We start from the raw sequence: 22769 nt of genomic DNA, 5'->3' as shown, positions 1-22769 counted from the left end.
TAAGTGCAGATTTGCATTTTCATTATGTCCGAAAGGGTATAATACATATATTTGAGTATTTTAAAGGCGATTTATGGCTGAAACAATTAGATTAAATAAAGTATTACGTGAGCTTAATATCTCTCTAGATCGCGCTGTAGAATTTTTAGATTCTAAAGGCGTAGAAATAGAGAAGCGTCCAACTACAAAAATTTCTCAGGAGACTTATAATCTCCTTTCGGGTGAATTTGAAACAGATGCTAATAAAAAAGTTAAGTCTCAAGCAGTAAGCGAAGCAAAGCTAAAGGAAAAGGAAGATTTACGTATTAAACGTGAAAAAGAAATAGAAGCTAAGCAAAAAGCACAAGAAGCCAGAGAAAGAGCCAGAAAAGCAGAAGTGGTAAAAGCTTCAGCAGAACTTTCAGGACCTAAAACTGTTGGGAAAATTGATTTAGATCCTAAAAAGAAACCTGAAGAAAAACCTGCAGAACCTAAAAAAGAGGTCGCAAAAGAGGTTAAAGCAGAGCCAAAAGTAGAAGCTAAAGTGGAACCAAAGGTTGAAGCTGTAAAGGAGCAACCTGTTAAAAAGGAAACCCCTAAGACTGAATCTAAGTCTGAACCTAAAGCCGAAACTAAGTCTGAAACTAAGTCTGAAACCAAAAAAACTGATCCTAAGGAAGAAACTCCAGAAAAGCCTAAGCTAAAACAAGTTGTTGTTGATGGCGAGTTGGTAACTCCTGAGGAAAAGGTAGAAACGCAATACAAAAAGCTTACGGGACCTAAAATAGCTGGAGATAAAATTGATTTATCCCAGTTTAATAAGCCTAAGAAGAAGAAAGAAGAAAAGAAACCTGTTGCTAAGGCAGGAGACGCTAATAAAAGAAAACGTCGCCGTATTAGTAAAGCTGGAGCGCCACAAGATAATCGTGGAGGAGCTCGAACAGGTGGTGGAGATAGCAGGTTTAGAGGAAAACCAGGTGCTGGAGCAGGACGTCGTAATGTTGTAAAAGAAGAGCCTTCTGAAGAAGATGTGAAAAAACAAGTGCGTGAAACACTTGAAAAACTTCAAGGTAAATCTAACAGAGGTCGTGGTGCTAAAAACAGAAGAGATAAAAGAGATAAGCATAGAGAGCAAACTGAAATCGATCAACAAATCGAAGCAGCTGAAAGCAAAATCATAAAAGTAACCGAGTTTGTTACGGCTAGTGAAATGGCTACTATGATGGATGTTAGCGTAACGCAAATTATTTCAGCATGTATGTCGCTTGGTATGATGGTAACTATGAATCAGCGTTTAGATGCTGAAACATTGTCTATCGTTGCCGATGAGTTTGGATATCAAGTAGAGTTTGTAACTGCAGATATTGAAGAGTCCATTGAAGAAGTTGTTGATAAGCCAGAAGATTTAAAACCACGTGCACCAATTGTTACAGTAATGGGTCACGTCGATCATGGTAAAACATCGCTTTTAGATTACATACGTGAAGAAAATGTAATCGCAGGTGAGTCTGGTGGAATTACACAGCATATTGGTGCTTATGGTGTAGAATTAGAAAACGGACAAAAAATTGCCTTCCTAGATACACCAGGTCACGAGGCCTTTACAGCAATGCGTGCGCGTGGTGCTCAAGTAACAGATATTGCTATTATTGTAGCTGCTGCCGATGATGATATTATGCCACAAACCAAAGAGGCTATTTCGCATGCACAAGCGGCAGGCGTGCCTATAGTTTTTGCAATTAATAAAATAGATTTACCAGCTGCCAACCCTGAAAAAATTAAGGAAGGTTTAGCACAAATGAATTTATTAGTTGAAGACTGGGGTGGTAAAGTTCAATCTCATGATATTTCTGCGAAGAAAGGTACTGGAGTTAAAGAATTATTAGAAAAGGTATTGCTTGAAGCTGAGTTATTAGAGCTTAAAGCGAACCCAGATAAACCAGCTATTGGTACGGTAGTAGAAGCGTTCCTAGATAAAGGGCGTGGATATGTATCTACCATACTTGTACAAGCGGGAACACTTAAAGTTGGGGATTATGTATTGGCAGGTCAGCATAGTGGTAAAATTAAAGCTATGCATGACGAAAGAGGACATGATATTGCCGCGGCAGGACCTTCAACACCAGTTTCTATATTAGGTTTAGACGGTGCGCCACAAGCAGGTGATAAATTTAATGTATTTGCAGATGAGCGTGAAGCAAAACAAATAGCTTCTAAACGTGCACAATTACAACGTGAGCAATCGGTAAGAACTCAACGCCATATTACACTTGATGAAATTGGTCGTCGTATTGCTTTAGGAGATTTCCAAGAGTTGAATATTATCCTTAAAGGTGATGTTGACGGATCGGTTGAAGCGTTAACAGATTCATTCCAAAAACTATCTACTGAAGAGATTCAAGTTAATATTTTACATAAAGGTGTTGGTGCCATTACTGAAAGTGATGTATTGTTAGCTTCGGCATCAGATGCTATTATCGTAGGATTTAATGTGAGACCAGTTGGTAACGCAAGAATGATTGCTGATAAGGAAGAAATTGATATCCGTACATACTCTATTATCTATGATGCCATTAATGATCTTAAAGATGCGATGGAAGGTATGTTATCTCCAGAATTGAAAGAAGAGATTTTAGGTACTGCAGAAATTAGAGAGATATTTAAAGTTTCTAAAATTGGTACTATAGCAGGTTGTATGGTAACGAATGGTAAAATAACGCGTAATGCAGGAATTCGTTTAATACGTGATGGTGTGGTTGTTTATACTGGCGAATTAACGTCGTTAAAGCGATTTAAAGATGATGCTAAAGAAGTTTCTAAAGGTTACGACTGTGGTATGCAAATTAAAAACTACAACGATATTAAAGAAGGTGATATTATCGAAGCTTTCCACGAAGTAGAGGTTAAAAAGAAGTTGAAATAATATACTTTCATAACTAAAGTAATTATATAAAAAAAGAGCGACCAATTGGTCGCTCTTTTTTAGTTCTAGTAAATCCGTTTTATTTTTTAGGCTTAAAAATAAAAGCATGAGGAAACTTTATTTTTATTTTCTTTAAAGCACGATCTGCCTCTAAACGTGTTCTAAAATTTCCGGCCCAAATTTTAAAGTTTGGTGTTTCGTATTGCATAGATGGATGCCAACCTTCAAAAGCACTAGTAAACTCCTCTTGTGCGGCATATGCACCAGCTCTATTGCCTGAATAAACCTGAATCTTATAACGTTCAGAACTAATCTCATCTTTATTTAATTCTTTCTTTAAATCTAACAAAACGGTAATATGTTTGTCTTGATTTATAACAACATTACCTTGTTGAGAAAAACTTGTAGTTGATATTAAAACTAAACATATAAGGCTTAATAAACTTTTTTTTAGGTTCAATGGTTTCATGTGTGTATTAACTTTTTTATTGTAACGCCTTTATAATCATCTTATAAAAGTCATTTTGGTAATTCATTGGGTGTTTTTAATTCATATATTTTATACAAATGTATACGTTATAAACTTAATTGTAGCTCTTTTTATTATTTAGAATCCCTCTAAATTAACAATTAACACTTAGCTAACATTTCTAAAATCGACTTTTAATATTACTTTTGCGACAGATTTTTTTAACTGTATTTTTCCATTTATCGTAATGAAAAAATCATACCAAAGTTTAGAAGTTAATTTGACCAACAATATGAGAAAGGTGATTCACCGTAAATTAAGCACAAACTTTCTTAGTTTAAGCTTAGTTGTTTTACTAGCATTTACATCGGCTCTTTCAGCTCAAGAAGGGGACCCAGCAAAAGGAAAATCATTATTTAATGCTAATTGTGCAGCTTGTCATCAATTAGATAAAAAAATGACAGGGCCAGCTTTACGTAACGTAGAGGCGCGTTTAAGTGACGAGCAAGGTTTAGATCGTACTTGGATTCATGCTTGGATTCGTAATAGTTCAGGTGTTATCAAATCTGGTGACTCTTATGCTAAAAAAGTATACGATGAGTATGGTGGTGCTGCAATGACTGCATTTCCCCAATTATCAGATGAGGATATAAATAACATTCTTGCTTATACGGCTGAAGAAAAGAAAGCGCCAGCTCAGGCAGCTACTCCAGTTGGAGGTGCGGCTACAACTAGTGGTGGCTCTGATGGAATTTCAAACGAAATTATTTTAGGAGCACTAGCTATTCTATTTATTCTTTTAGCTGCAGGTCTTTATTTGGTAAACAAAACACTTCGTCGTTTCGCAGGTGCTCAAGGTATCGATTTACCAGAGGTTACTGAAAGAACACCATTATGGAAAGCATTTGTTCAAAATCAGTTTTTAATGATTGTTGTAGCAATATTCTTTTTGTTATCTAGTGCATACTTTGTTTATGGTTATTTATCTCAAATAGGGGTGGACCAAGGGTATCAACCGGTACAACCTATACATTTTTCACATAAAATACATGCTGGCGATAACGGAATTGATTGTAAGTACTGCCACTCTTCTGCAAGAGTTAGTAAAACATCGGGTATTCCTTCGTTAAATGTTTGTATGAACTGTCATAAATCAGTTTATGAGTATAATGGCGAAACTTCTCCTGAATACACTAAAGAATTTTATGATGGCGAAATCAAAAAATTATATGCTGCTGCAGGATGGGATGATGCTGAGCAAAAATATACAGGAGATGCGCAACCAGTAAAATGGGTTCGTATTCATAATTTACCTGACTTCGCTTATTTTAACCACTCACAGCACGTAACTGTTGCAGGTGTAGAGTGTCAAACGTGTCATGGACCTGTTGAAGAGATGGAAGTTATGTATCAACATGCGCCATTAACTATGGGTTGGTGTATCAACTGTCATAGAGAAACAAACATTGATGTTAAGGACAATGCTTACTATACTAAAATACACGATGAGTTATCTAAAAAGTATGGTGTCGATGAGTTAACTGCCGCTCAAATGGGTGGATTGGAATGTGGTAAGTGTCACTACTAAAAAAGTAGTTTTTCTTTCAGCGAAAGCGGAAAATATTAAATAAAAAATTAAGAAGTAATTCAATTATATAATATGTCATCAAACAAGAAATACTGGAAAAGTGTTGAAGAGCTAAACGAAAATAGCTCTATTGTTGAGACGCTAAAACAAAACGAGTTTGTAGCAGAAATTCCTACTGATGAATTTTTAGGTGATAAAGAAACATTAGAGGAGACATCTACAACGCGTCGCGATTTTTTAAAATATGTGGGATTTAGTACAGCTGCCGCTTCTTTGGCTGCCTGTGAGGGTCCTGTAAAAAAATCTATTCCTTATATAGTACAACCAACAGAAATTATTCCTGGGGTTGCTAACTATTATGCAACTACAATTGCAAATGGTTTTGATTTTGCTAGTGTTTTAGTAAAAACGCGTGAAGGTCGTCCAATTAAAATTGAAAACAATTCGATGGCAGCTACCAATGGTAGTGCTAATGCTAGAGTGAATGCTTCGGTTTTAGGGTTGTATGATAGTTTAAGAGTGCAAGGTCCTAAGAAAGGAGATTCGTCTATTTCTTGGAGTGATTTTGATTCTGAAACTACAGAGAAATTAACCAACATTGCTGCGGCTAACAAAAACATTGTGTTATTAACACAAACATTTGCGAGTCCATCTACAAGTAAGTTGATTTCTGAATTCAAAGAAAAGTATGGTAATGTAAGTCATGTGGTTTATGATTCTGTTTCAGAGTCTGCTGCATTAGATGCTTATCAAGCTAAATATGGAGAACGCGCATTAGCAAATTACGATTTCGCTAAGGCAATGACTATTGTTTCTATAGGTGCAGATTTCTTAGGAGATTGGCAAGGAGGCGGTTTTGATTCTGGGTATTCTAAGAACAAAGCGCCAAACCATGGTAAAATGTCAAGACATATTCAGTTTGAGTCTAATATGTCGCTTACTGGTGCCAATGCTGATAAACGTGTTCCATTAACACCTACAGAGCAAAAAATAGCGCTTGCTAAATTATATAGCTATGTGGTAGGCGGATCTGTTTCAGGAACATTACCTGGAGCTGTAGAAGATGCAGTTAAAAAAGCAGCTTCTCAACTTAAAAAGGCAGGAAGTAACGGTGTTGTGGTAACAGGAATACAAGATGTTAATGCACAAACAGTTGTTTTAGAAATAAATGAAGCTTTAGGAAGTAAGGCTTTTGATATATCTACTCCAATTAAAACAAGACAAGGTAGCGATGCTGCTGTGGCTAAATTAGTTGGCGATATGAAAGCTGGTCGTGTAGGAGCAATTATTATGAGTGGTGTTAATCCACTTTACAGCTTACCAAATGCTTCAGATTTTGCTGAAGGATTGAAAAAAGTAGAATTATCTGTAGCGTTTTCTATGAAAGTAGATGAAACGTCTTCAGAATCACAATATATTGCAGCAGCACCACATTATTTAGAATCTTGGGGTGATGTTGAAATCAAAAAGGGGTATTATGCTTTAACGCAACCAACAATTCGTCCTTTGTTTGACACAAGACAATTTCAAGAATGTTTATTAAAATGGACGGGAAACAGTGTTTCTTACCATGATTATATTAAAGATACTTGGGGAACTGGAATTTTAGGTGGTGGTTCTTTTAACAAAGCATTACACGATGGTGTTTTTGTGGGAACAATTGCTACTCAAACTGAAGAGACTTCAAATGCAGAGGCATCTGCTGAGGCGCCTTCAGGAAATGCAGCTAGAGCATTAGCGTCTTCTGCAAAATCAAGCGGTGGTTTAGAGTTGACATTGTATACCAAAGTTGGTATGGGTGATGGACAACAAGCTAACAATCCATGGTTGCAAGAGTTTCCGGATCCATTAACAAGAGCATCTTGGGATAATTACTTAACCGTGTCTAAAGTTGATGCTGATGCATTAGGTTTAATGAATAAACACGTTGCTAACGGTGCATTAAATGGTAGTTATGCCAATGTTACTGTAAATGGTGCAACTTTAAAAGTACCAGTAATGATTCAACCAGGACAAGCTAAAGGTACGGTTGGATTAGCATTTGGATATGGGAAAACATTAGGTTTAAAAGAAGAAATGCAAACAGGTGTTAATGCCTATGCATTATATCATAACTTTAATAACGTACAAAACGTAACAGTTGAGTTAGCTGCAGGTGAGCATGAATTTGCTTCTGTACAGTTACATAACACATTAATGGGACGTGGTGATATTATTAAAGAAACTACTTTAGAGATATTTAATACGTCTGATAGAGATGTGTGGAATAAAGTTCCTACGGTTTCATTAAACCATAAGGAAACTCCAGTGACTTCTCCAGAAGTTGATTTATGGGATGAGTTTGATCGTTCTATCGGACATCACTTCAACTTATCAATCGATTTAAATTCTTGTACAGGATGTGGGGCATGTGTTATTGCTTGTCATGCAGAAAACAATGTACCTGTAGTTGGTAAAAGTGAAGTACGTCGTAGTCGTGATATGCACTGGTTACGTATTGATAGATATTATTCATCTGATGCTACATTTGAAGAAGATGATGCTAAAAAAGACGGGTTCTCAGGATTATTTGGAGATAACGGTTCTTTGGGCGGATTTGGAGAAATGGAGCAGGCAGCTGAGAATCCTCAGGTGGCATTCCAACCGGTAATGTGTCAGCATTGTAACCATGCACCTTGTGAAACAGTTTGTCCTGTGGCAGCTACATCACACGGTCGTCAAGGTCAAAACCATATGGCATATAACCGTTGTGTAGGTACTAGATATTGTGCAAACAACTGTCCTTATAAGGTACGTCGTTTCAACTGGTTCTTATACAATGGAAATGATGAATTTGATTATCATATGAACGATGATTTAGGGCGTATGGTATTAAATCCAGATGTTGTGGTACGTTCTCGTGGTGTAATGGAAAAATGTTCTATGTGTATTCAAATGACACAGAAAACTATTCTTGATGCAAAACGTGACGGAAGAGAAATTAAAGATGGTGAATTCCAAACAGCATGTTCTGCAGCTTGTAGTAGTGGAGCTATGGTTTTTGGAGATATCAACGATAAAGCTTCTAAAGTTGCAAAACTAAAAGAAGATGACCGTATGTATCACTTATTAGAAAGTGTTGGTACTAAGCCTAACGTGCAGTATCATACTAAAGTGAGAAATACAACTGAAGCATAAATTTAATTAAAGAATCAATTATATAATTATGGCGTCTCATTACGAAGCACCTATTAGAAGACCTTTAGTTACAGGCGAAAAATCATACCACGACGTTACTGTGGATGTGGCCAAACCTGTAGAAGGAAAAGCAAATAAGCAATGGTGGATAGTTTTTAGTATCTCATTAGTAGCTTTCCTTTGGGGAATTGGATGTATTTTATACACTGTATCTACAGGTATTGGAACTTGGGGTTTAAACAAGACCGTTGGTTGGGCTTGGGATATTACTAACTTCGTTTGGTGGGTTGGTATTGGTCACGCAGGTACACTTATTTCTGCAGTACTCTTACTATTCCGTCAAAAATGGAGAATGGCAATTAACCGTTCTGCGGAAGCGATGACTATCTTCTCTGTAGTTCAAGCAGGTTTATTTCCTATAATTCACATGGGTCGTCCATGGTTAGGATATTGGGTATTACCTATACCAAATCAATTTGGTTCTTTATGGGTAAACTTTAACTCGCCTTTACTTTGGGATGTATTCGCAATTTCTACATATCTATCTGTATCATTAGTATTCTGGTGGACAGGTTTATTACCAGATTTTGCTATGCTAAGAGATAGAGCTATTAGACCTTTCCAAAAGAAGATTTATGCTTTATTAAGTTTTGGGTGGTCTGGTCGTGCAAAAGATTGGCAACGTTTTGAAGAGGTATCATTAGTACTTGCTGGTTTAGCAACGCCATTAGTACTTTCTGTACACACCATTGTATCTTTTGACTTCGCAACATCGGTTATTCCTGGTTGGCATACAACAATATTCCCTCCATACTTTGTGGCAGGTGCGGTATTCTCAGGATTTGCTATGGTAAATACCCTTCTTATTATTATGAGAAAAGTGTGTAACCTTGAAGATTATATTACAGTACAACACATCGAATTAATGAACATAGTAATTATGATTACTGGTTCTATAGTAGGTGTAGCATATATTACAGAGTTATTTATAGCTTGGTATTCAGGTGTGGAGTATGAACAATACGCATTCTTAAACAGAGCAACTGGTCCTTATGCTTGGGCATATTGGATGATGATGTCTTGTAACGTATTCTCTCCGCAGTTTATGTGGTTCAAGAAATTAAGAACGAGTATAATGTTTTCTTTCTTTATCTCTATAGTAGTAAACGTAGGAATGTGGTTTGAGCGTTTTGTAATTATTGTAACATCGTTACACAGAGATTACTTACCATCATCATGGACTATGTTTTCGCCAACATTTGTAGATATTGGAATTTTTATTGGGACGATAGGATTCTTCTTTGTATTATTCTTATTATACTCAAGAACGTTCCCAGTTATTGCGCAAGCAGAGGTTAAAACAATATTGAAATCATCTGGAGAGCGTTATAAAAACATTAGAGAAAGAGGCGATAGTTTAGTAGGAACAGGAGCAGATACTAGAACATCAGGAAATGGGGTTGTAAAGCCTGTCGCTGAAGTAAAAGAGACAATACCTTCTACTGATGATAATTCAGAAAAAGTAAGTAACCTTTTAGGAAGCATTGGTGCTTTTGATCCGGCTACTCAAACTGCTGATGATTTGAAACAAATAAATGGTATTGGACCTAAAATGGAAGAAGTATTAAATAGCATTGGTATTTATACATTCCTTCAAGTTAGTAAAATGACAAAAAACGAATATGATTTGTTAGACAGTATTACAAGTTCTTTCCCTGGAAGAGCTGAGCGTGATGATTGGTCTGGACAAGCTAAAAAATTAATAAACTAAACATAGTCAATGGAAGCTTCAAAAGTTATTCACGCTATTTATACCGATGATGATATTTTAATGTCAGCTGTTAAAAAAGTTAAGGCAGAAAGATTTCACATTGAGGAAATTTATACTCCTTTCCCTGTTCACGGGTTAGACAAAGCTATGGGATTAGCACCAACTCGTATTGCTATTACAGCATTTATATACGGATTAATTGGTTTGACTGTAGCCGTTTTAATGATGAATTTTATTATGATTGAAGATTGGCCACAAAATATTGGTGGTAAACCAAGTTTCAGTTATATAGAAAATATGCCAGCCTTTGTACCAATTATGTTTGAGTTAACTGTATTTTTCGCAGCTCACTTAATGGTAATTACATTTTACTTACGTAGTAGAATGTGGCCCTTTAAAAATGCTGAAAACCCGGATCCAAGAACAACGGATGATCATTTTTTAATGGAAATCGCTGTAAATGGAAATGAGAAAGAACTAGAAAGTTTATTAGCAGAAACTGGAGCAGTAGAAATTAATTTAGTTGATAAAGCCCATTAATAATAGATATGAAAAGCTTAATTAAAATATTAGTATTAGCAGTAGTTTTCGTAGCTACATCTTGTAACAAGAGTACGGCACCAAACTATCAATTCATGCCAAATATGTATGAATCTGCAGGATATGAAACCTATGGTGAAGCCGCATTTCCAAATGGAGTGGAAGCACAATTACCAGCTGAAGGATCTATTCCTAGAGGGTTTGTTCCTTTTGATATTGAAAATTCAACCGCTGGTTATGATTTAGCAAAGGCGACTTTGAATAGCCCTTTAGATTCTACGCAAGTAGATTTGAATAGAGGTAAGGAGTTATACGATATTTACTGTGGAATTTGTCATGGTAATAAAGGTAACGGTCAAGGTAACTTGGTAAAACGTGAAAAAATTCTTGGTATTCCAAGTTATGATGATGCGGGTAGAGCCATTAATGCAGGAAGTATTTACCACACTATTTATTACGGTAAAAATGCAATGGGTTCTTATGCTAACCAATTGAATGAAGAGGAGCGTTGGCAAGTAGTGTCATACGTTTTAAAATTGAAAGCAGATTTAGAAAAGTAAGATTGATAAGATTATTATAGATATGTATACATTTTCAAATAAATTAAAGACATTTTCTTTCATTCTAATGCTTTTAGGAGCAATAGGAGTTGGTTATGGTTTTATGACATCTCATTTATCTTTTGAAGAAGTGGAGCACTTACTTGCAGAAGAATCACACCACGGAGGTGGACATGGTGAAGAAGTCGCTCATGGAGCGCCAGCTCATGATGCACATGCTGTAGCTGATTCACATGATAATCACGGAGACACAGCACATGCTGCAGTTGATGAGCACAAGGAACATGTTGAACATGTGCAGCATCAAATCGCTAACAGACCTTGGTCTGCATTGTATGTAGCTGCATTTTTCTTTATGATGATTGCTTTAGGTGTTTTAGCCTTTTATGCTATTCAAATTGCATCTCAAGCAGGATGGTCTCCAGTGCTATTTAGAGTTATGGAAGGTATTACGGCTTATATGTTGCCTGGTGCTTTAATTGTATTAGCTATAGCTGTAGCTTCTGGTACCATTGGGCATTATAATATATTCATTTGGATGGATCCTGAAGTAGTAGCTCATGATAAGTTAATTGCAGGTAAAGCAGGATGGTTAAACATTGGTGGATTTGTTATAAGAGGTCTTATTTTTATAGGTGGATGGTATGCTTACCGTCACTTTTCTAGAAAATTCTCTATTGCTCAAGATACAGCCGAAGATAAAAGTAACTTTAAAAAGTCTTTCCGTATCTCTGCGGCCTTTTTAGTATTCTTTATCTATACCGAATCGATGATGTCTTGGGATTGGATTATGAGTGTTGATCCGCACTGGTTCTCAACATTATTCGGTTGGTACGTATTTGCAAGTATGTTTGTAAGTGGCATTACCGTTATTGCTTTAATCACAATATATTTGAAATCTAGAAACTATTTAGAGTTTGTAAATGAAAACCATTTACATGATGTTGCTAAATTTATGTTTGCCTTTAGTATTTTTTGGACCTACTTATGGTTCTCTCAATTTATGTTAATCTGGTATTCAAACATTCCAGAAGAGGTAACCTATTTTGTAACGCGTTTCCAAGATTATAAATTACCATTCTTAGGTATGGTTGTTATGAACTTTGTATTCCCTATATTAATGCTAATGAATGCGGATTATAAACGTATGCCATGGTTTGTAGTTATGGCAGGTTTAGTAATCTTATTTGGTCATTATATTGACATTTTTAATATGATTATGCCAGCAACTGTAGGTGACAGATGGTTTATTGGAATACCAGAAATAAGTTCAATTTTACTTTTTGCAGGGTTATTTATATTCGTAGTATTTAGCGCCTTAACAAAAGCACCATTACTTGTAAAAGGATATCCTTTTAGAAAAGAAAGTGAAGAATTTCATTATTAATTAGATATAAATAAAGACGAACGATACCAATGACTGCTTTATTAACAATTATAGTTTTAGTATTTATTTTAGTTGCCATTTGGCAAATGGTAAAGATTTTTGATTTAGCTCAGGCTAAAAACGAAAGTACAATTGCCGGTGTTGCAACCGATAAGGATAATACATTAAATGGGTATTTAATGATGGGCTTTTTGGCTTTCATTTACATTATCACCATTGTATGTTTTGTTAAATGGGGGGATTTACCTTTAATGTCTAATTCTGCTTCAGAGCATGGACCAACCATCGATAACTTGATGGTTATTTCTATGACACTTATTTTTGTGGTTCAGACTTTAACTCAGTTTTTATTACACTATTTCGCATTTAAATATAAAGGTGAAAAGGGTAAAAAAGCCTTGTTTTTCGCCGATAATAATAAGCTTGAAGCTATTTGGACTATAATTCCTGTAATTGTTTTAGCAGGTTTAATTATTTATGGTTTAAGTACATGGATAAATATTATGGGTGTGGACGAAAGTGATGACCCATTGGTTGTTGAGCTATACGCACAACAGTTTAACTGGAAAGCTAGGTATGCTGGTGCCGATAATACCTTAGGTAAAGCTAATGTACGTTTAATTGATATTGACCGTGCTAATATTTTAGGTTTAGATGAATCGGATCCTAATGCTCAAGATGATATTATTACTACGGAGTTACATTTACCAGTAGGAAGACCAGTATTATTTAAAATGCGTTCTCAAGACGTTTTACACTCTGCATATATGCCTCACTTTAGGGCGCAAATGAATTGTGTTCCAGGTATGATAACTCAGTTTGGATTTACGCCTACCGTAACTACTGCGGAAATGAGACAAACACCTCAAATGGTTGAGAAGGTTCAAAATATTAACAACATTAGAGTTGAAAAAAGTAAAGGGCTTATTGCTAAAGGTGAAGATGCTTTGGAGCGTTATGAGTTCGATTATTTATTACTTTGTAACAAAATTTGTGGTAAATCTCACTACAACATGCAAATGAAAATAATAGTTGAAACCCAAGAAGAATATGACGCTTGGATTGCAGAACAAAAGGAATTTAAGAACTCTCTAGTTAATTAATTAAAAAAGATAAACACGATATAAGATTATGTCAGCACACGCAGATAACCACGCTCACGACGACGATCACGGACATCATCATAAAGAAACGTTTGTAACTAAATATATATTTAGTCAAGACCATAAAATGATTGCTAAACAGTACCTAGTTACAGGTACGCTTATGGGCATTATTGGAATCTTAATGTCTTTAATGTTTCGTATTCAAATTGCTTGGCCAGAAGAGCCAAACGTATTGTTTGAAGCATTATTAGGTAAATGGGCTCCTGATGGAGTTATGGATGCCGATATTTATTTGGCATTAGTGACTATACATGGTACCATTATGGTATTCTTTGTATTAACAGCAGGTTTAAGTGGTACTTTTAGTAACTTATTAATTCCATTGCAAATTGGTGCTAGAGATATGGCATCTGGTTTCTTAAACATGGTATCGTATTGGTTATTCTTTTTATCATGTATTATAATGGTTACTTCTTTATTCGTTGAAGCAGGTCCTGCAGCAGCAGGTTGGACCATTTATCCGCCTTTAAGTGCTTTGCCAATGGCTCAAGGTGGTTCTGGTATGGGTATGACTTTATGGTTAGTATCTATGGCTATATTTATTGCTTCATCATTACTGGGGTCATTAAATTATGTTGTTACAGTTTTAAACCTGAGAACTAAAGGTATGTCTATGACTAGATTGCCTTTAACAATTTGGGCTTTCTTTGTAACAGCTATAATTGGTATCGTTTCATTCCCTGTATTATTATCGGCAGCATTGTTGTTAATTATGGATAGAAGCTTTGGTACATCATTCTTTTTATCGGATATATTTATTCAAGGTGAAGTTTTACATTACCAAGGTGGATCACCAGTTTTATTTGAACACTTATTTTGGTTCTTGGGGCACCCTGAAGTATATATTGTAATCTTACCTGCGATGGGTCTGGTTTCAGAAATTATGGCGTCTAACTCACGTAAGCCAATATTTGGTTATCGTGCTATGATTGCCTCAATATTAGCAATTGCATTCCTTTCAACTATTGTTTGGGGTCACCATATGTTTATCTCAGGGATGAATCCTTTCTTAGGATCTGTATTTACATTTACAACCTTATTAATAGCAATTCCTTCAGCTGTAAAAGCCTTTAACTGGATAACAACCCTATGGAAAGGTAATTTGCAAATGAATCCTGCCATGTTATTTTCAATTGGTTTCGTATCAACATTTATTACAGGTGGTTTAACAGGTATTATTTTAGGAGATAGTGCATTAGATATTAATGTACACGATACGTACTTTGTAGTGGCTCACTTCCACTTAGTAATGGGTATTTCTGCATTGTATGGTATGTTTGCTGGTATTTATCACTGGTATCCAAAAATGTATGGTCGTATGCTAAATAAAAATTTAGGGTATATTCACTTCTGGATTACTGCCGTATGTGCTTATGGTGTATTCTTCCCAATGCACTTTATAGGAATGGCTGGTTTACCACGTCGTTATTATACAAATAGTAATTTTCCATTATTTGATGACCTTGCTAACGTAAATGTTATTATAACAATTTTTGCTTTAGTTGGTGGCGTTGTTCAAATCATATATTTATATAACTTTTTTAGTAGTATATACTACGGTAAGAAAGCGGTTCAGAATCCTTGGAAATCTACAACTTTAGAGTGGACAACTCCAGTAGAACATATTCACGGGAACTGGCCAGGTGAGATTCCTCATGTATATCGTTGGGCTTACGATTATAGTAAACCAGGACATGATGTAGATTTCGTTCCTCAAAATATTCCATTGAAAGATGGCGAAGAAGAACTACAGCATTAATTATATAAATAAAAATTTAGTTTATAAAAACCCACCTTTTTAAGGTGGGTTTTCTGTTTAAAGGTGTTTTTTCTAGTGTAAAGTGAAAATATTTACAAAAATTCGATGAAATACAAAAAAATCTGTTAAATTGCGTAATATTATAGGTAATTCGCTAATCTGTTTCTTACAGTTCAGTGGTTTAATAACTATGATTGTATTGTTTATTTGATTTTAAATTTCAAACTATGAAAACCAAACCTACTCAAAAAATTTCGCTTCCTTATGCGTTTTTTTTCTTGTTGTTATTTGGAATGTCCAATTTAGGATTTTCTCAATGTCCAACAATTTCTAACCCTACACCACCTCCCATTTGTGATGCTGGCGGTTATTCATTCAGTGATTTAAACGCTTATGCCTCTGATGGTGGTGATGGCATTGTATGGTATGATGCCCCAACGGGTGGAAATGCGTTTAATGTTAATGAATTAGTGGATGAAGGTATTTATTACGCCGATAACAATTCTAGGGATTGCGCTTCAAGAGTAGCCATAACAATTGATTTTGTTGTAGATGCTTCGGGTCAAAATTTAGATCGTGTTTATTGTAGTAATGAAGGAGCAACCTACCAAGTGTATATAGACGATGTTTTAAGTTCTAGTATTCCAATTAATGGTAGTGCTGAAATTTATACAGACATTGCCTTAACTAATAGTGTTAGCGCAAGTGATGAGATACCTAGTAATATGGTTAACCATTATATACTATTTGTGGATAATAGTGGTTGTAAAAGCCAAATAGAAAGTGCTCGGATAGTTGTTAGTAGTTCACCTAGTGATGCTACTCCTCCCACTAGCCAACCTTTTTGTTCGGATGCTGGTGCCACTGTTGCCGACCTTGATCCAGGGACTACGGGTAATTATTATTGGTATGAAAACCTAGATGGTTCTGGAGACCCAATTTTACCTTCATTATCGTCCACTGAAATTTTAGAAAATGGAACCTACTATATTCAAGTAGATAATTTTATTTGTGTTAGTGATCCTGTTGCAGTTTCAGTTTCTATTGATGATCCTGTAAATCCAGGTATACCAAATAGCCTTGCCTTTTGTAATGATAGTTTACCTGCTTCTGATTTTAATTTATTTGATGAACTAGGTGGGCCTAAGGACACAACTGGTGCTTGGACTGGTCCTCGAGCTACGGGTAACGGATATTTAGGAACTATTAATATCTCATCTTTAACAACACCGGGCGATTATATATTCACATATACCGTTCCTAGTAATGGCGTTTGTCCTGATGGCATTTCTGCAGTGACCATTTCGGTTTATGAGTCCTTAAGTTCTGGTAACCCTTCAGCTGCAAATCCAGCTTCATTTTGTATAGCGGACTTACCTATAGATTTTGACTTATTTTCATTAATAGAAAATTATGATATAGATGGGCAATGGACCGAGGGAAGTACAAGTTCAGATCCTATTGTTACTTCTCCTATTGATTTATCGGGTTTAACCGAAGGCACTTATAATTATACATATACTCAAAATGTATCTCCAAATCCATGTCCTGAAAACTCAACCACCGTACAAATTGTAGTATTAGAAGATCCTAATGCTGGTGTTGCTTTAAACGCTGTGTTTTGTGAGAATGATTTAACTGCTAATTCGCCTTATAATTTATTCGATGCCTTAGATGGTTCGCAAGATAATAATAGTGGTACTTGGAGAGATTCTAATAGTAATACTATTTCTAATAACTTAAACATTACGACATTAACTGTAGAAGGAAGCCCTTACTTTTTTAATTATACAATAGATAATGGTACGTGTTCAGATACCGAAATTATTACAATTACCATCGAACCTGCCCCAGAATCTGGAACCGTAAACACGCCAGCAGCCTTTTGTGAAGGTGCAGGATCTTCAAGTTTCGATTTATTTACCTTATTAGATGGTGAAGACCAAACAGGAACTTGGAGTGACGATGATGCTACTGGAGCTGTAACAGGAAATGTAGTCGATTTATCAGGCTTAACACCAGCAACCTATAATTTTACATTCGATGTAGATGCCATAGGAAGTTGTGATGACGAGCTGGTAACTGTTCAAATTACCATCAATCCATTACCAAATACAGGTGTTCCAATGGCAGCTACCTTTTGTGAAAATGATTTAGTAGCAAATTCACCTTTGGATTTATTCGGACAATTAACCGGAGAAGATGCAGGTGGAACATGGACAGATGATAATAGTTCGGGGGCTTTAACTTCAAGCAATGTAGATTTAACTGCGTTAGTTATTGGAAGTTATAATTTCACATATACCATATCTGATGCTAATGGCTGTGAAAACAGTTCAACAGTTACAGTAATTGTAACAGACGCTCCGGAGTCTGGAACCATAAACACGCCAGCAGCCTTTTGTATTTCAGAAATTACTTCAGGAGAAACGTATAACTTATTTGAACTATTGGAAGGAGAAGACCAAACAGGAACTTGGAGCGATGATAATGCTTCAGGTGCTTTAAGCGGAAATCTAGTTACAATTGACGGACTGCCTTCTGGAACCTACAACTTTACTTTTGATGTAGATGCTATAGGTAGTTGTGATGATGAGTTAGTAACTGTAAGTATTGTTATTAATGATATAGAAGCTCCTTTGGCAGATGCTACACAAGAATTTTGTGATAGCGCAACAATAAGCAGTTTAGTAGCTACAGGGACAACTATTAAATGGTATGACGAAGCTACTGCGGGTAACCTTTTAACCAATGATACTGCTTTAGTAGATGGTCAAATGTATTATGCGAGTCAAACCGATGCAACAACAGGATGTGAATCGTCAGAAAGAACAGCAGTAGCAGCAATAATTTACCAATCACCAAATGCAGGTGGACCAAATGAAACGCCTTTAGTGTCTTGTAATACTAATCTTATTATTGATTTGTTTACAGGGCTAGATGGAACACAAGATAATAGTGGTACTTGGTATAATGATGATGGTGTAGGAATCTTAATAGACAATCTTTTTACTACTTTGGCTGTTCCACCAGGAGCATACAATTTTACGTATGTCGTAAGCGCCTCTTCACCATGTGTAGATGATAGCGAAACCATAACCATTACTATTGAAGAACCTTTAAATGCGGGTTCAAATATTAATCCAAGTCAGGTTATGTGTAGTAACGAAGGCACAGTCGATTTATTTACTCTTTTAGGTGGTGCCGACGAAGGCGGAACATGGTCGCCAGCATTAACAAGTGGAACAGGAGTTTTTGATCCTTTAGTTGATGTAGATGGAACTTATGTTTACACACTAACCAATAGCTGTGGCACGTTTACAAATCAAGTTGAAGTGGAAGTAACCTTAGCACCAAATGCAGGGGAAAACAATACGCTAGATATTTGTGCAAACGCCGAGTCAATAGATTTATTTACCTTATTAGGAACAGGAGCACAAAGCGGAGGTTTGTGGTCACCAGAATTAACAAGTACTACAGGCGTTTTTGATCCTTCAGTTGATACTTCTGGAACATATACATATACGGTAACTGCGGTTTCACCGTGTTCTCCAGATGCTACAGCAGAAATTACGGTAACAGTTAGCGATACACCAGCAGTTATTGTTTTAGATTCAGATCCTGAATTCTGTTTACAAGACGATCCAACGGTTGCCGATTTATCTGTAAGTATTCGTCCAACAGGAACGGTTAATTGGTATGATGATATAGCGCTTACCATACCGTTATTAGAAACAGATAGTTTGATAGACGGCGAAGATTATTATGTAACGCAAACAAGCAATGGTTGTGAGTCTTTAGGAATCGAGCAAATTAATGTAACTATTAACGATGCGCCAACACCAACTTTAAAGGATTCAACTATAGAATATTGTATAAATGACAATCCTAATATTGCAATATTATCAGATAATATTAGTGAATATGAAAATGAAGAAGATAATTTAAGGTGGTATGATACAGCAACCGGAGGATCAGCAATTTCAAGTAGCTCGTCATTAACTACAACTACATATTTTGCTGCCTTAGTGGATGCCGTTACAGGATGCGAAAGTAGTGTCCGTTTACAGGTAACCCCAGATTTAACGGCCTGTGGTATACTCCAAATTCCAGATGGTTTTTCTCCTAATGGCGATGGCACAAATGATACTTTTGATGTCGATAACTTAGCCATTCTATATCCTAATTTTGAAATAGAAATTTTTAACCGAAACGGAAACGTAGTTTATAAAGGAAATGCTAATACACCACGATTTGATGGAACCTCTAATCAAGGTAGAATCGTATCAAAAGGTGATTTGCCAGTGGGTGTGTATTTCTACATTTTCAATTATAATGATGGTGAAAATAAACCAGAGCAAGGACGTTTATATTTAAGCAGATAATTTATACATAAAGCAAAATTTAAGAACATGAAACATTTAAATATATATCATAGAATAGCTGCTTTGTTAAGTATAATCATACTGTCTTATCAAAGTAATGCCCAACAAGATCCTCAATTTACACATTACATGTATAACATGAGTGTTATTAATCCTGCCTATGCTACCGCAGAAGAAGGGATATTAAATTTAGGAGGCTTGTACAGAACACAGTGGGTTGGTTTAGAAGGCGCTCCACAAACAGGAAGCTTTTTTGCTCACACACCTTTAAACGATAAAATTGAGATGGGAATCTCTTTCACAAACGATAATATAGGTGATGTTGTAAACGAAAATAATATCTATGCAGATGTAGCCTATGTGTTACCAGTTGGTATAGAAAGCAAATTATCATTTGGTGTAAAAGCTGGGGTAACCCTTTTTGATACCAATTTTAACGGTTTTCAATTACAATCTGGAGGATCAGGTTCCGATCAAGCATTCGATGAAAATATAAGTAAAGCCTTTCCAAATTTAGGTATTGGTGCCTTCTTTTTTACCGACTCCTATTATTTAGGGTTATCGGCACCAAACATGCTTTCAACTAAACATATTGAAAACGAAAATGGCATAACCGCTACCGGTGTTCAAAATGTACACTATTTTTTAACCGGTGGATATGTTTTCGATCTTAATAAAGATTTAAAACTAAAACCAGCATTTATGGCTAGAGGCGTAAAAGGTGCTCCAATGGCTATAGATGTTACGGCAAATGTGTTAATTAACGAAAAACTTGAGGCCGGTTTAGGATATCGTTTAGGCGATGCTATGAGTGCATTAATAAATTTCAGAATTACACCAGAACTTAAAGTGGGATATGCTTACGATTATACAACATCTAATTTAGGAGATTTTAATTCTGGATCGCACGAAATATTTATTTTGTTTGATGTTGATTTATTCGGATTTAAAAGCGGATACGATCGTTCACCAAGATTCTTCTAACATTTAATACTAGGAAAACATGAAAAAATATACATACATACTTGCAGGCCTTTTATTAATTAGTGGACTGGCTCATGCTCAAAAGAAAAATTTAAAACGCGTTAATAAGCTATTCGAGATGAGAGCTTATAAAGATGCCGCCGAAATTTATGAAACTAAAGAGCGTAATCAAGAAGTTCTTCAAAATTTAGCTGATTGCTATTTTTATAATACCAGTTTGCAAAAGGCTGTTAAAACGTACAGAGAATTATTTGTTGAATATGGTGATTCTATTGATATTGAGTATCACTTTAAATTTGCACAAGCCTTAAAAGGTGTTAAAGAATATAACGAAGCAGATAAACACTTAAAAATGTATTATAATAAGCCTATTAATACCTTAGCGTTTATTAAGCAAACTGATAAAACGACGCCGCATAACTTCAAATTGAAGCAAATTGAAAATAAAAATTCAAGTAGCGACTTTGGTTTAACTTTTTATGGTGATAATAAAGTAGCTTTTGCTTCTGGCCGGAACTTAGAAAACCCAAATTATACTTGGAATAATTTACCTTATCTAGATATTTATAGTGCAACATTAACCCGTCAAAATGTTTTAGAAGATATTCAACCATTCTCAGAAGCTATTAATACAAGTTCTCACGAAAGTAGCCCTGTTTTTACTAAAGATGGTAAAACCATGTATTTTAATAGAACTAATACAACACGAAAAAAAACAGACCAAGAGCGTATTGCACACATAAAAATTTATAAAGCAGAATTAGTAAATGGCGAATGGTCTAATGTTACTGCATTACCATTTACATCAAATTCTTATAGCACAGAGCATCCTGCTTTAAGTAAAGATGAAAAAACACTTTATTTTGCTAGTGATATGCCAGGAACTTATGGAAGTTTTGATATTTACAAAGTCACAATTAATGACGACGGCACTTACGGGGAGCCAGAAAACTTAGGAGATACTATAAACACAATACACAGAGAGCAATTTCCGTTTATTAGCGAGTTTAACGTACTGTATTTTTCATCTAATGGTCATTTAGGTTATGGTGGTTTAGATGTGTTTAGAAGTAATTTGGTAAATAATTCCTTCGATAAACCTGTCAACTTAGGAAGTTCTATAAATGGTAATTTAGACGACTTTGCTTATGTTATTAGAGAGAAAGATAATAAAGGCTATGTATCTTCAAATAGAACAGGATACGATAGAGTATTTGGTTTTTCAAGAATAGAAAACCCATTAACTAAATATCAAGTTGAAGGTGTTGTCCAAGACTTAAATAGTAAAGCATTGCTTAAAGGTGCTTTAGTAACTTTATTTGATGAATCTGATACGGTAATTCAAGATACCATTGTAGGAGATAATGCATATTACATTTTCAAAATAGAACCAAATAAAAAGTATAAAGTTCGTGGTACTCAAAAAGCTTATATTCCTCAGGATGTTGAGTTCTCAACCGATAGTAAAGGTAAAGTGCAACATGATATATACTTAACTTTAGAGTCTTTTGCTGATGCCGAAGAGCGTGTTAAGGAAAATGATAAAGGCGATGTTCAAGTAAATTTAGATAAAATTTTCTTCGATTTTGATGAAGCTATAATTCGTGAAGATGCGGCAACAACGTTAAATGTATTAGTTGATTTAATGAATAAATATCCAAGTATGGAGGTAGAGGTTTCTGCACATACGGATGCACGCGGGCCAGACGAATACAATTTAAACTTATCTAAAAAACGTGCGGCTTCAACTCTGGAATATTTAGTAAGCCAAGGGATTGAAAGAAACCGTTTAAAAAGTATAGGCTACGGCGAAATGCAACCACTTAATGAGTGTGTTAAAGAAGGCATTTGCGACGATAGAGAATATGATATAAATAGACGTTGTGAGTTTACAATTTTAAAGTAAAATTCTTGCGCAGACAGGAATCTCATAATTAACTAACCAAAAACCCATCAAATTATTTTGATAAAGCCTTTCCAATTCGGAAAGGCTTTTTCTTTATATTTGCTTGTATTGACTTTTTTGTCAATCTCGCGAAAGCGAGAATCTTTTTAATTTGAACTAAAGTGTTACTATAAGC

At 35.5% G+C, this 22769-nt stretch carries 13 protein-coding genes; 12 read left to right on the top strand and 1 reads right to left on the bottom strand.

Annotated elements, in window-relative coordinates; all coding sequences use genetic code 11:
* The first annotated feature begins 73 nt into the window (after window positions 1-73).
* The gene (gene infB / locus ABJM36_RS11670) at window positions 74-2902 is read left to right on the top strand and encodes a translation initiation factor IF-2 (RefSeq protein WP_348451621.1); all 2829 of its coding nucleotides are present in this window, start codon (window positions 74-76) and stop codon (window positions 2900-2902) included.
* Between the two features lie 79 nt (window positions 2903-2981).
* Here the strand turns inward: infB and ABJM36_RS11665 are convergent, their stop codons facing one another.
* Complete coding sequence (locus ABJM36_RS11665) at window positions 2982-3371, bottom strand: SPOR domain-containing protein (protein WP_348451620.1); 390 nt, start codon at window positions 3369-3371, stop codon at window positions 2982-2984.
* A 292-nt stretch (window positions 3372-3663) separates the two neighbouring features.
* Here ABJM36_RS11665 and ABJM36_RS11660 point away from each other — a divergent pair, with 292 nt between their 5' ends.
* From ABJM36_RS11660 to ABJM36_RS11610, 11 genes are all read left to right on the top strand, one after another.
* Window positions 3664-4959: a c-type cytochrome gene (locus ABJM36_RS11660; protein ID WP_348451747.1), complete on the top strand. Its 1296-nt coding sequence runs from the start codon at window positions 3664-3666 to the stop codon at window positions 4957-4959.
* Between the two features lie 72 nt (window positions 4960-5031).
* A complete protein-coding gene (locus ABJM36_RS11655; RefSeq protein ID WP_348451619.1) occupies window positions 5032-8136 on the top strand; it encodes a TAT-variant-translocated molybdopterin oxidoreductase in 3105 nt (1034 codons plus the stop codon).
* 28 nt (window positions 8137-8164) lie between these two features.
* On the top strand, window positions 8165-9907 hold the full coding sequence (nrfD, locus tag ABJM36_RS11650; RefSeq protein ID WP_348451618.1) for an NrfD/PsrC family molybdoenzyme membrane anchor subunit: 1743 nt from the start codon (window positions 8165-8167) through the stop codon (window positions 9905-9907).
* 9 nt (window positions 9908-9916) lie between these two features.
* Window positions 9917-10447, top strand: a complete 531-nt coding sequence (locus ABJM36_RS11645) for a DUF3341 domain-containing protein (protein WP_348451617.1) — start codon at window positions 9917-9919, stop codon at window positions 10445-10447.
* Window positions 10448-10455: 8 nt separating this feature from the next.
* On the top strand, window positions 10456-11007 hold the full coding sequence (locus ABJM36_RS11640; protein WP_348451616.1) for a cytochrome c: 552 nt from the start codon (window positions 10456-10458) through the stop codon (window positions 11005-11007).
* 22 nt (window positions 11008-11029) lie between these two features.
* Entirely contained in the window at window positions 11030-12394 is a 1365-nt protein-coding gene (locus tag ABJM36_RS11635) for a quinol:cytochrome C oxidoreductase (protein WP_348451615.1), read from the top strand.
* A 29-nt stretch (window positions 12395-12423) separates the two neighbouring features.
* Window positions 12424-13497, top strand: a complete 1074-nt coding sequence (locus ABJM36_RS11630; RefSeq protein WP_348451614.1) for a cytochrome c oxidase subunit II — start codon at window positions 12424-12426, stop codon at window positions 13495-13497.
* A 28-nt stretch (window positions 13498-13525) separates the two neighbouring features.
* Window positions 13526-15319 (top strand): cbb3-type cytochrome c oxidase subunit I, encoded by a 1794-nt coding sequence (locus ABJM36_RS11625; RefSeq protein ID WP_348451613.1) that lies wholly within the window; start codon window positions 13526-13528, stop codon window positions 15317-15319.
* Between the two features lie 227 nt (window positions 15320-15546).
* Window positions 15547-19704, top strand: a complete 4158-nt coding sequence (locus ABJM36_RS11620) for a gliding motility-associated C-terminal domain-containing protein (RefSeq protein ID WP_348451612.1) — start codon at window positions 15547-15549, stop codon at window positions 19702-19704.
* Between the two features lie 27 nt (window positions 19705-19731).
* Window positions 19732-20688: a type IX secretion system membrane protein PorP/SprF gene (locus ABJM36_RS11615; RefSeq protein ID WP_348451611.1), complete on the top strand. Its 957-nt coding sequence runs from the start codon at window positions 19732-19734 to the stop codon at window positions 20686-20688.
* A 19-nt stretch (window positions 20689-20707) separates the two neighbouring features.
* Window positions 20708-22594, top strand: coding sequence for an OmpA family protein (locus ABJM36_RS11610; RefSeq protein WP_348451610.1), 1887 nt, complete (start codon window positions 20708-20710; stop codon window positions 22592-22594).
* Window positions 22595-22769: the final 175 nt, after the last annotated feature.

Origin of the sequence: Algibacter sp. (assembly GCF_039977455.1) — a bacterium.
GTDB lineage: Bacteria > Bacteroidota > Bacteroidia > Flavobacteriales > Flavobacteriaceae > Algibacter_B.
The sequence above is the reverse complement of the archived record's forward strand: the minus strand, read 5'-3'. Positions and strand labels throughout refer to the sequence as shown.

Excerpts from the sequence above, each read along its gene's own strand:
- ABJM36_RS11660 (WP_348451747.1), top strand. The coding sequence starts at position 3,664 with ATGAGAAAGGTGATTCACCGTAAATTAAGCACAAACTTTCTTAGTTTA.
- ABJM36_RS11665 (WP_348451620.1), bottom strand. The coding sequence starts at position 3,371 with ATGAAACCATTGAACCTAAAAAAAAGTTTATTAAGCCTTATATGTTTA.
- nrfD (WP_348451618.1), top strand. The coding sequence starts at position 8,165 with ATGGCGTCTCATTACGAAGCACCTATTAGAAGACCTTTAGTTACAGGC.
- ABJM36_RS11615 (WP_348451611.1), top strand. The coding sequence starts at position 19,732 with ATGAAACATTTAAATATATATCATAGAATAGCTGCTTTGTTAAGTATA.
- ABJM36_RS11620 (WP_348451612.1), top strand. The coding sequence starts at position 15,547 with ATGAAAACCAAACCTACTCAAAAAATTTCGCTTCCTTATGCGTTTTTT.
- ABJM36_RS11640 (WP_348451616.1), top strand. The coding sequence starts at position 10,456 with ATGAAAAGCTTAATTAAAATATTAGTATTAGCAGTAGTTTTCGTAGCT.
- ABJM36_RS11645 (WP_348451617.1), top strand. The coding sequence starts at position 9,917 with ATGGAAGCTTCAAAAGTTATTCACGCTATTTATACCGATGATGATATT.
- ABJM36_RS11610 (WP_348451610.1), top strand. The coding sequence starts at position 20,708 with ATGAAAAAATATACATACATACTTGCAGGCCTTTTATTAATTAGTGGA.
- ABJM36_RS11625 (WP_348451613.1), top strand. The coding sequence starts at position 13,526 with ATGTCAGCACACGCAGATAACCACGCTCACGACGACGATCACGGACAT.
- infB (WP_348451621.1), top strand. The coding sequence starts at position 74 with ATGGCTGAAACAATTAGATTAAATAAAGTATTACGTGAGCTTAATATC.
- ABJM36_RS11655 (WP_348451619.1), top strand. The coding sequence starts at position 5,032 with ATGTCATCAAACAAGAAATACTGGAAAAGTGTTGAAGAGCTAAACGAA.
- ABJM36_RS11635 (WP_348451615.1), top strand. The coding sequence starts at position 11,030 with ATGTATACATTTTCAAATAAATTAAAGACATTTTCTTTCATTCTAATG.
- ABJM36_RS11630 (WP_348451614.1), top strand. The coding sequence starts at position 12,424 with ATGACTGCTTTATTAACAATTATAGTTTTAGTATTTATTTTAGTTGCC.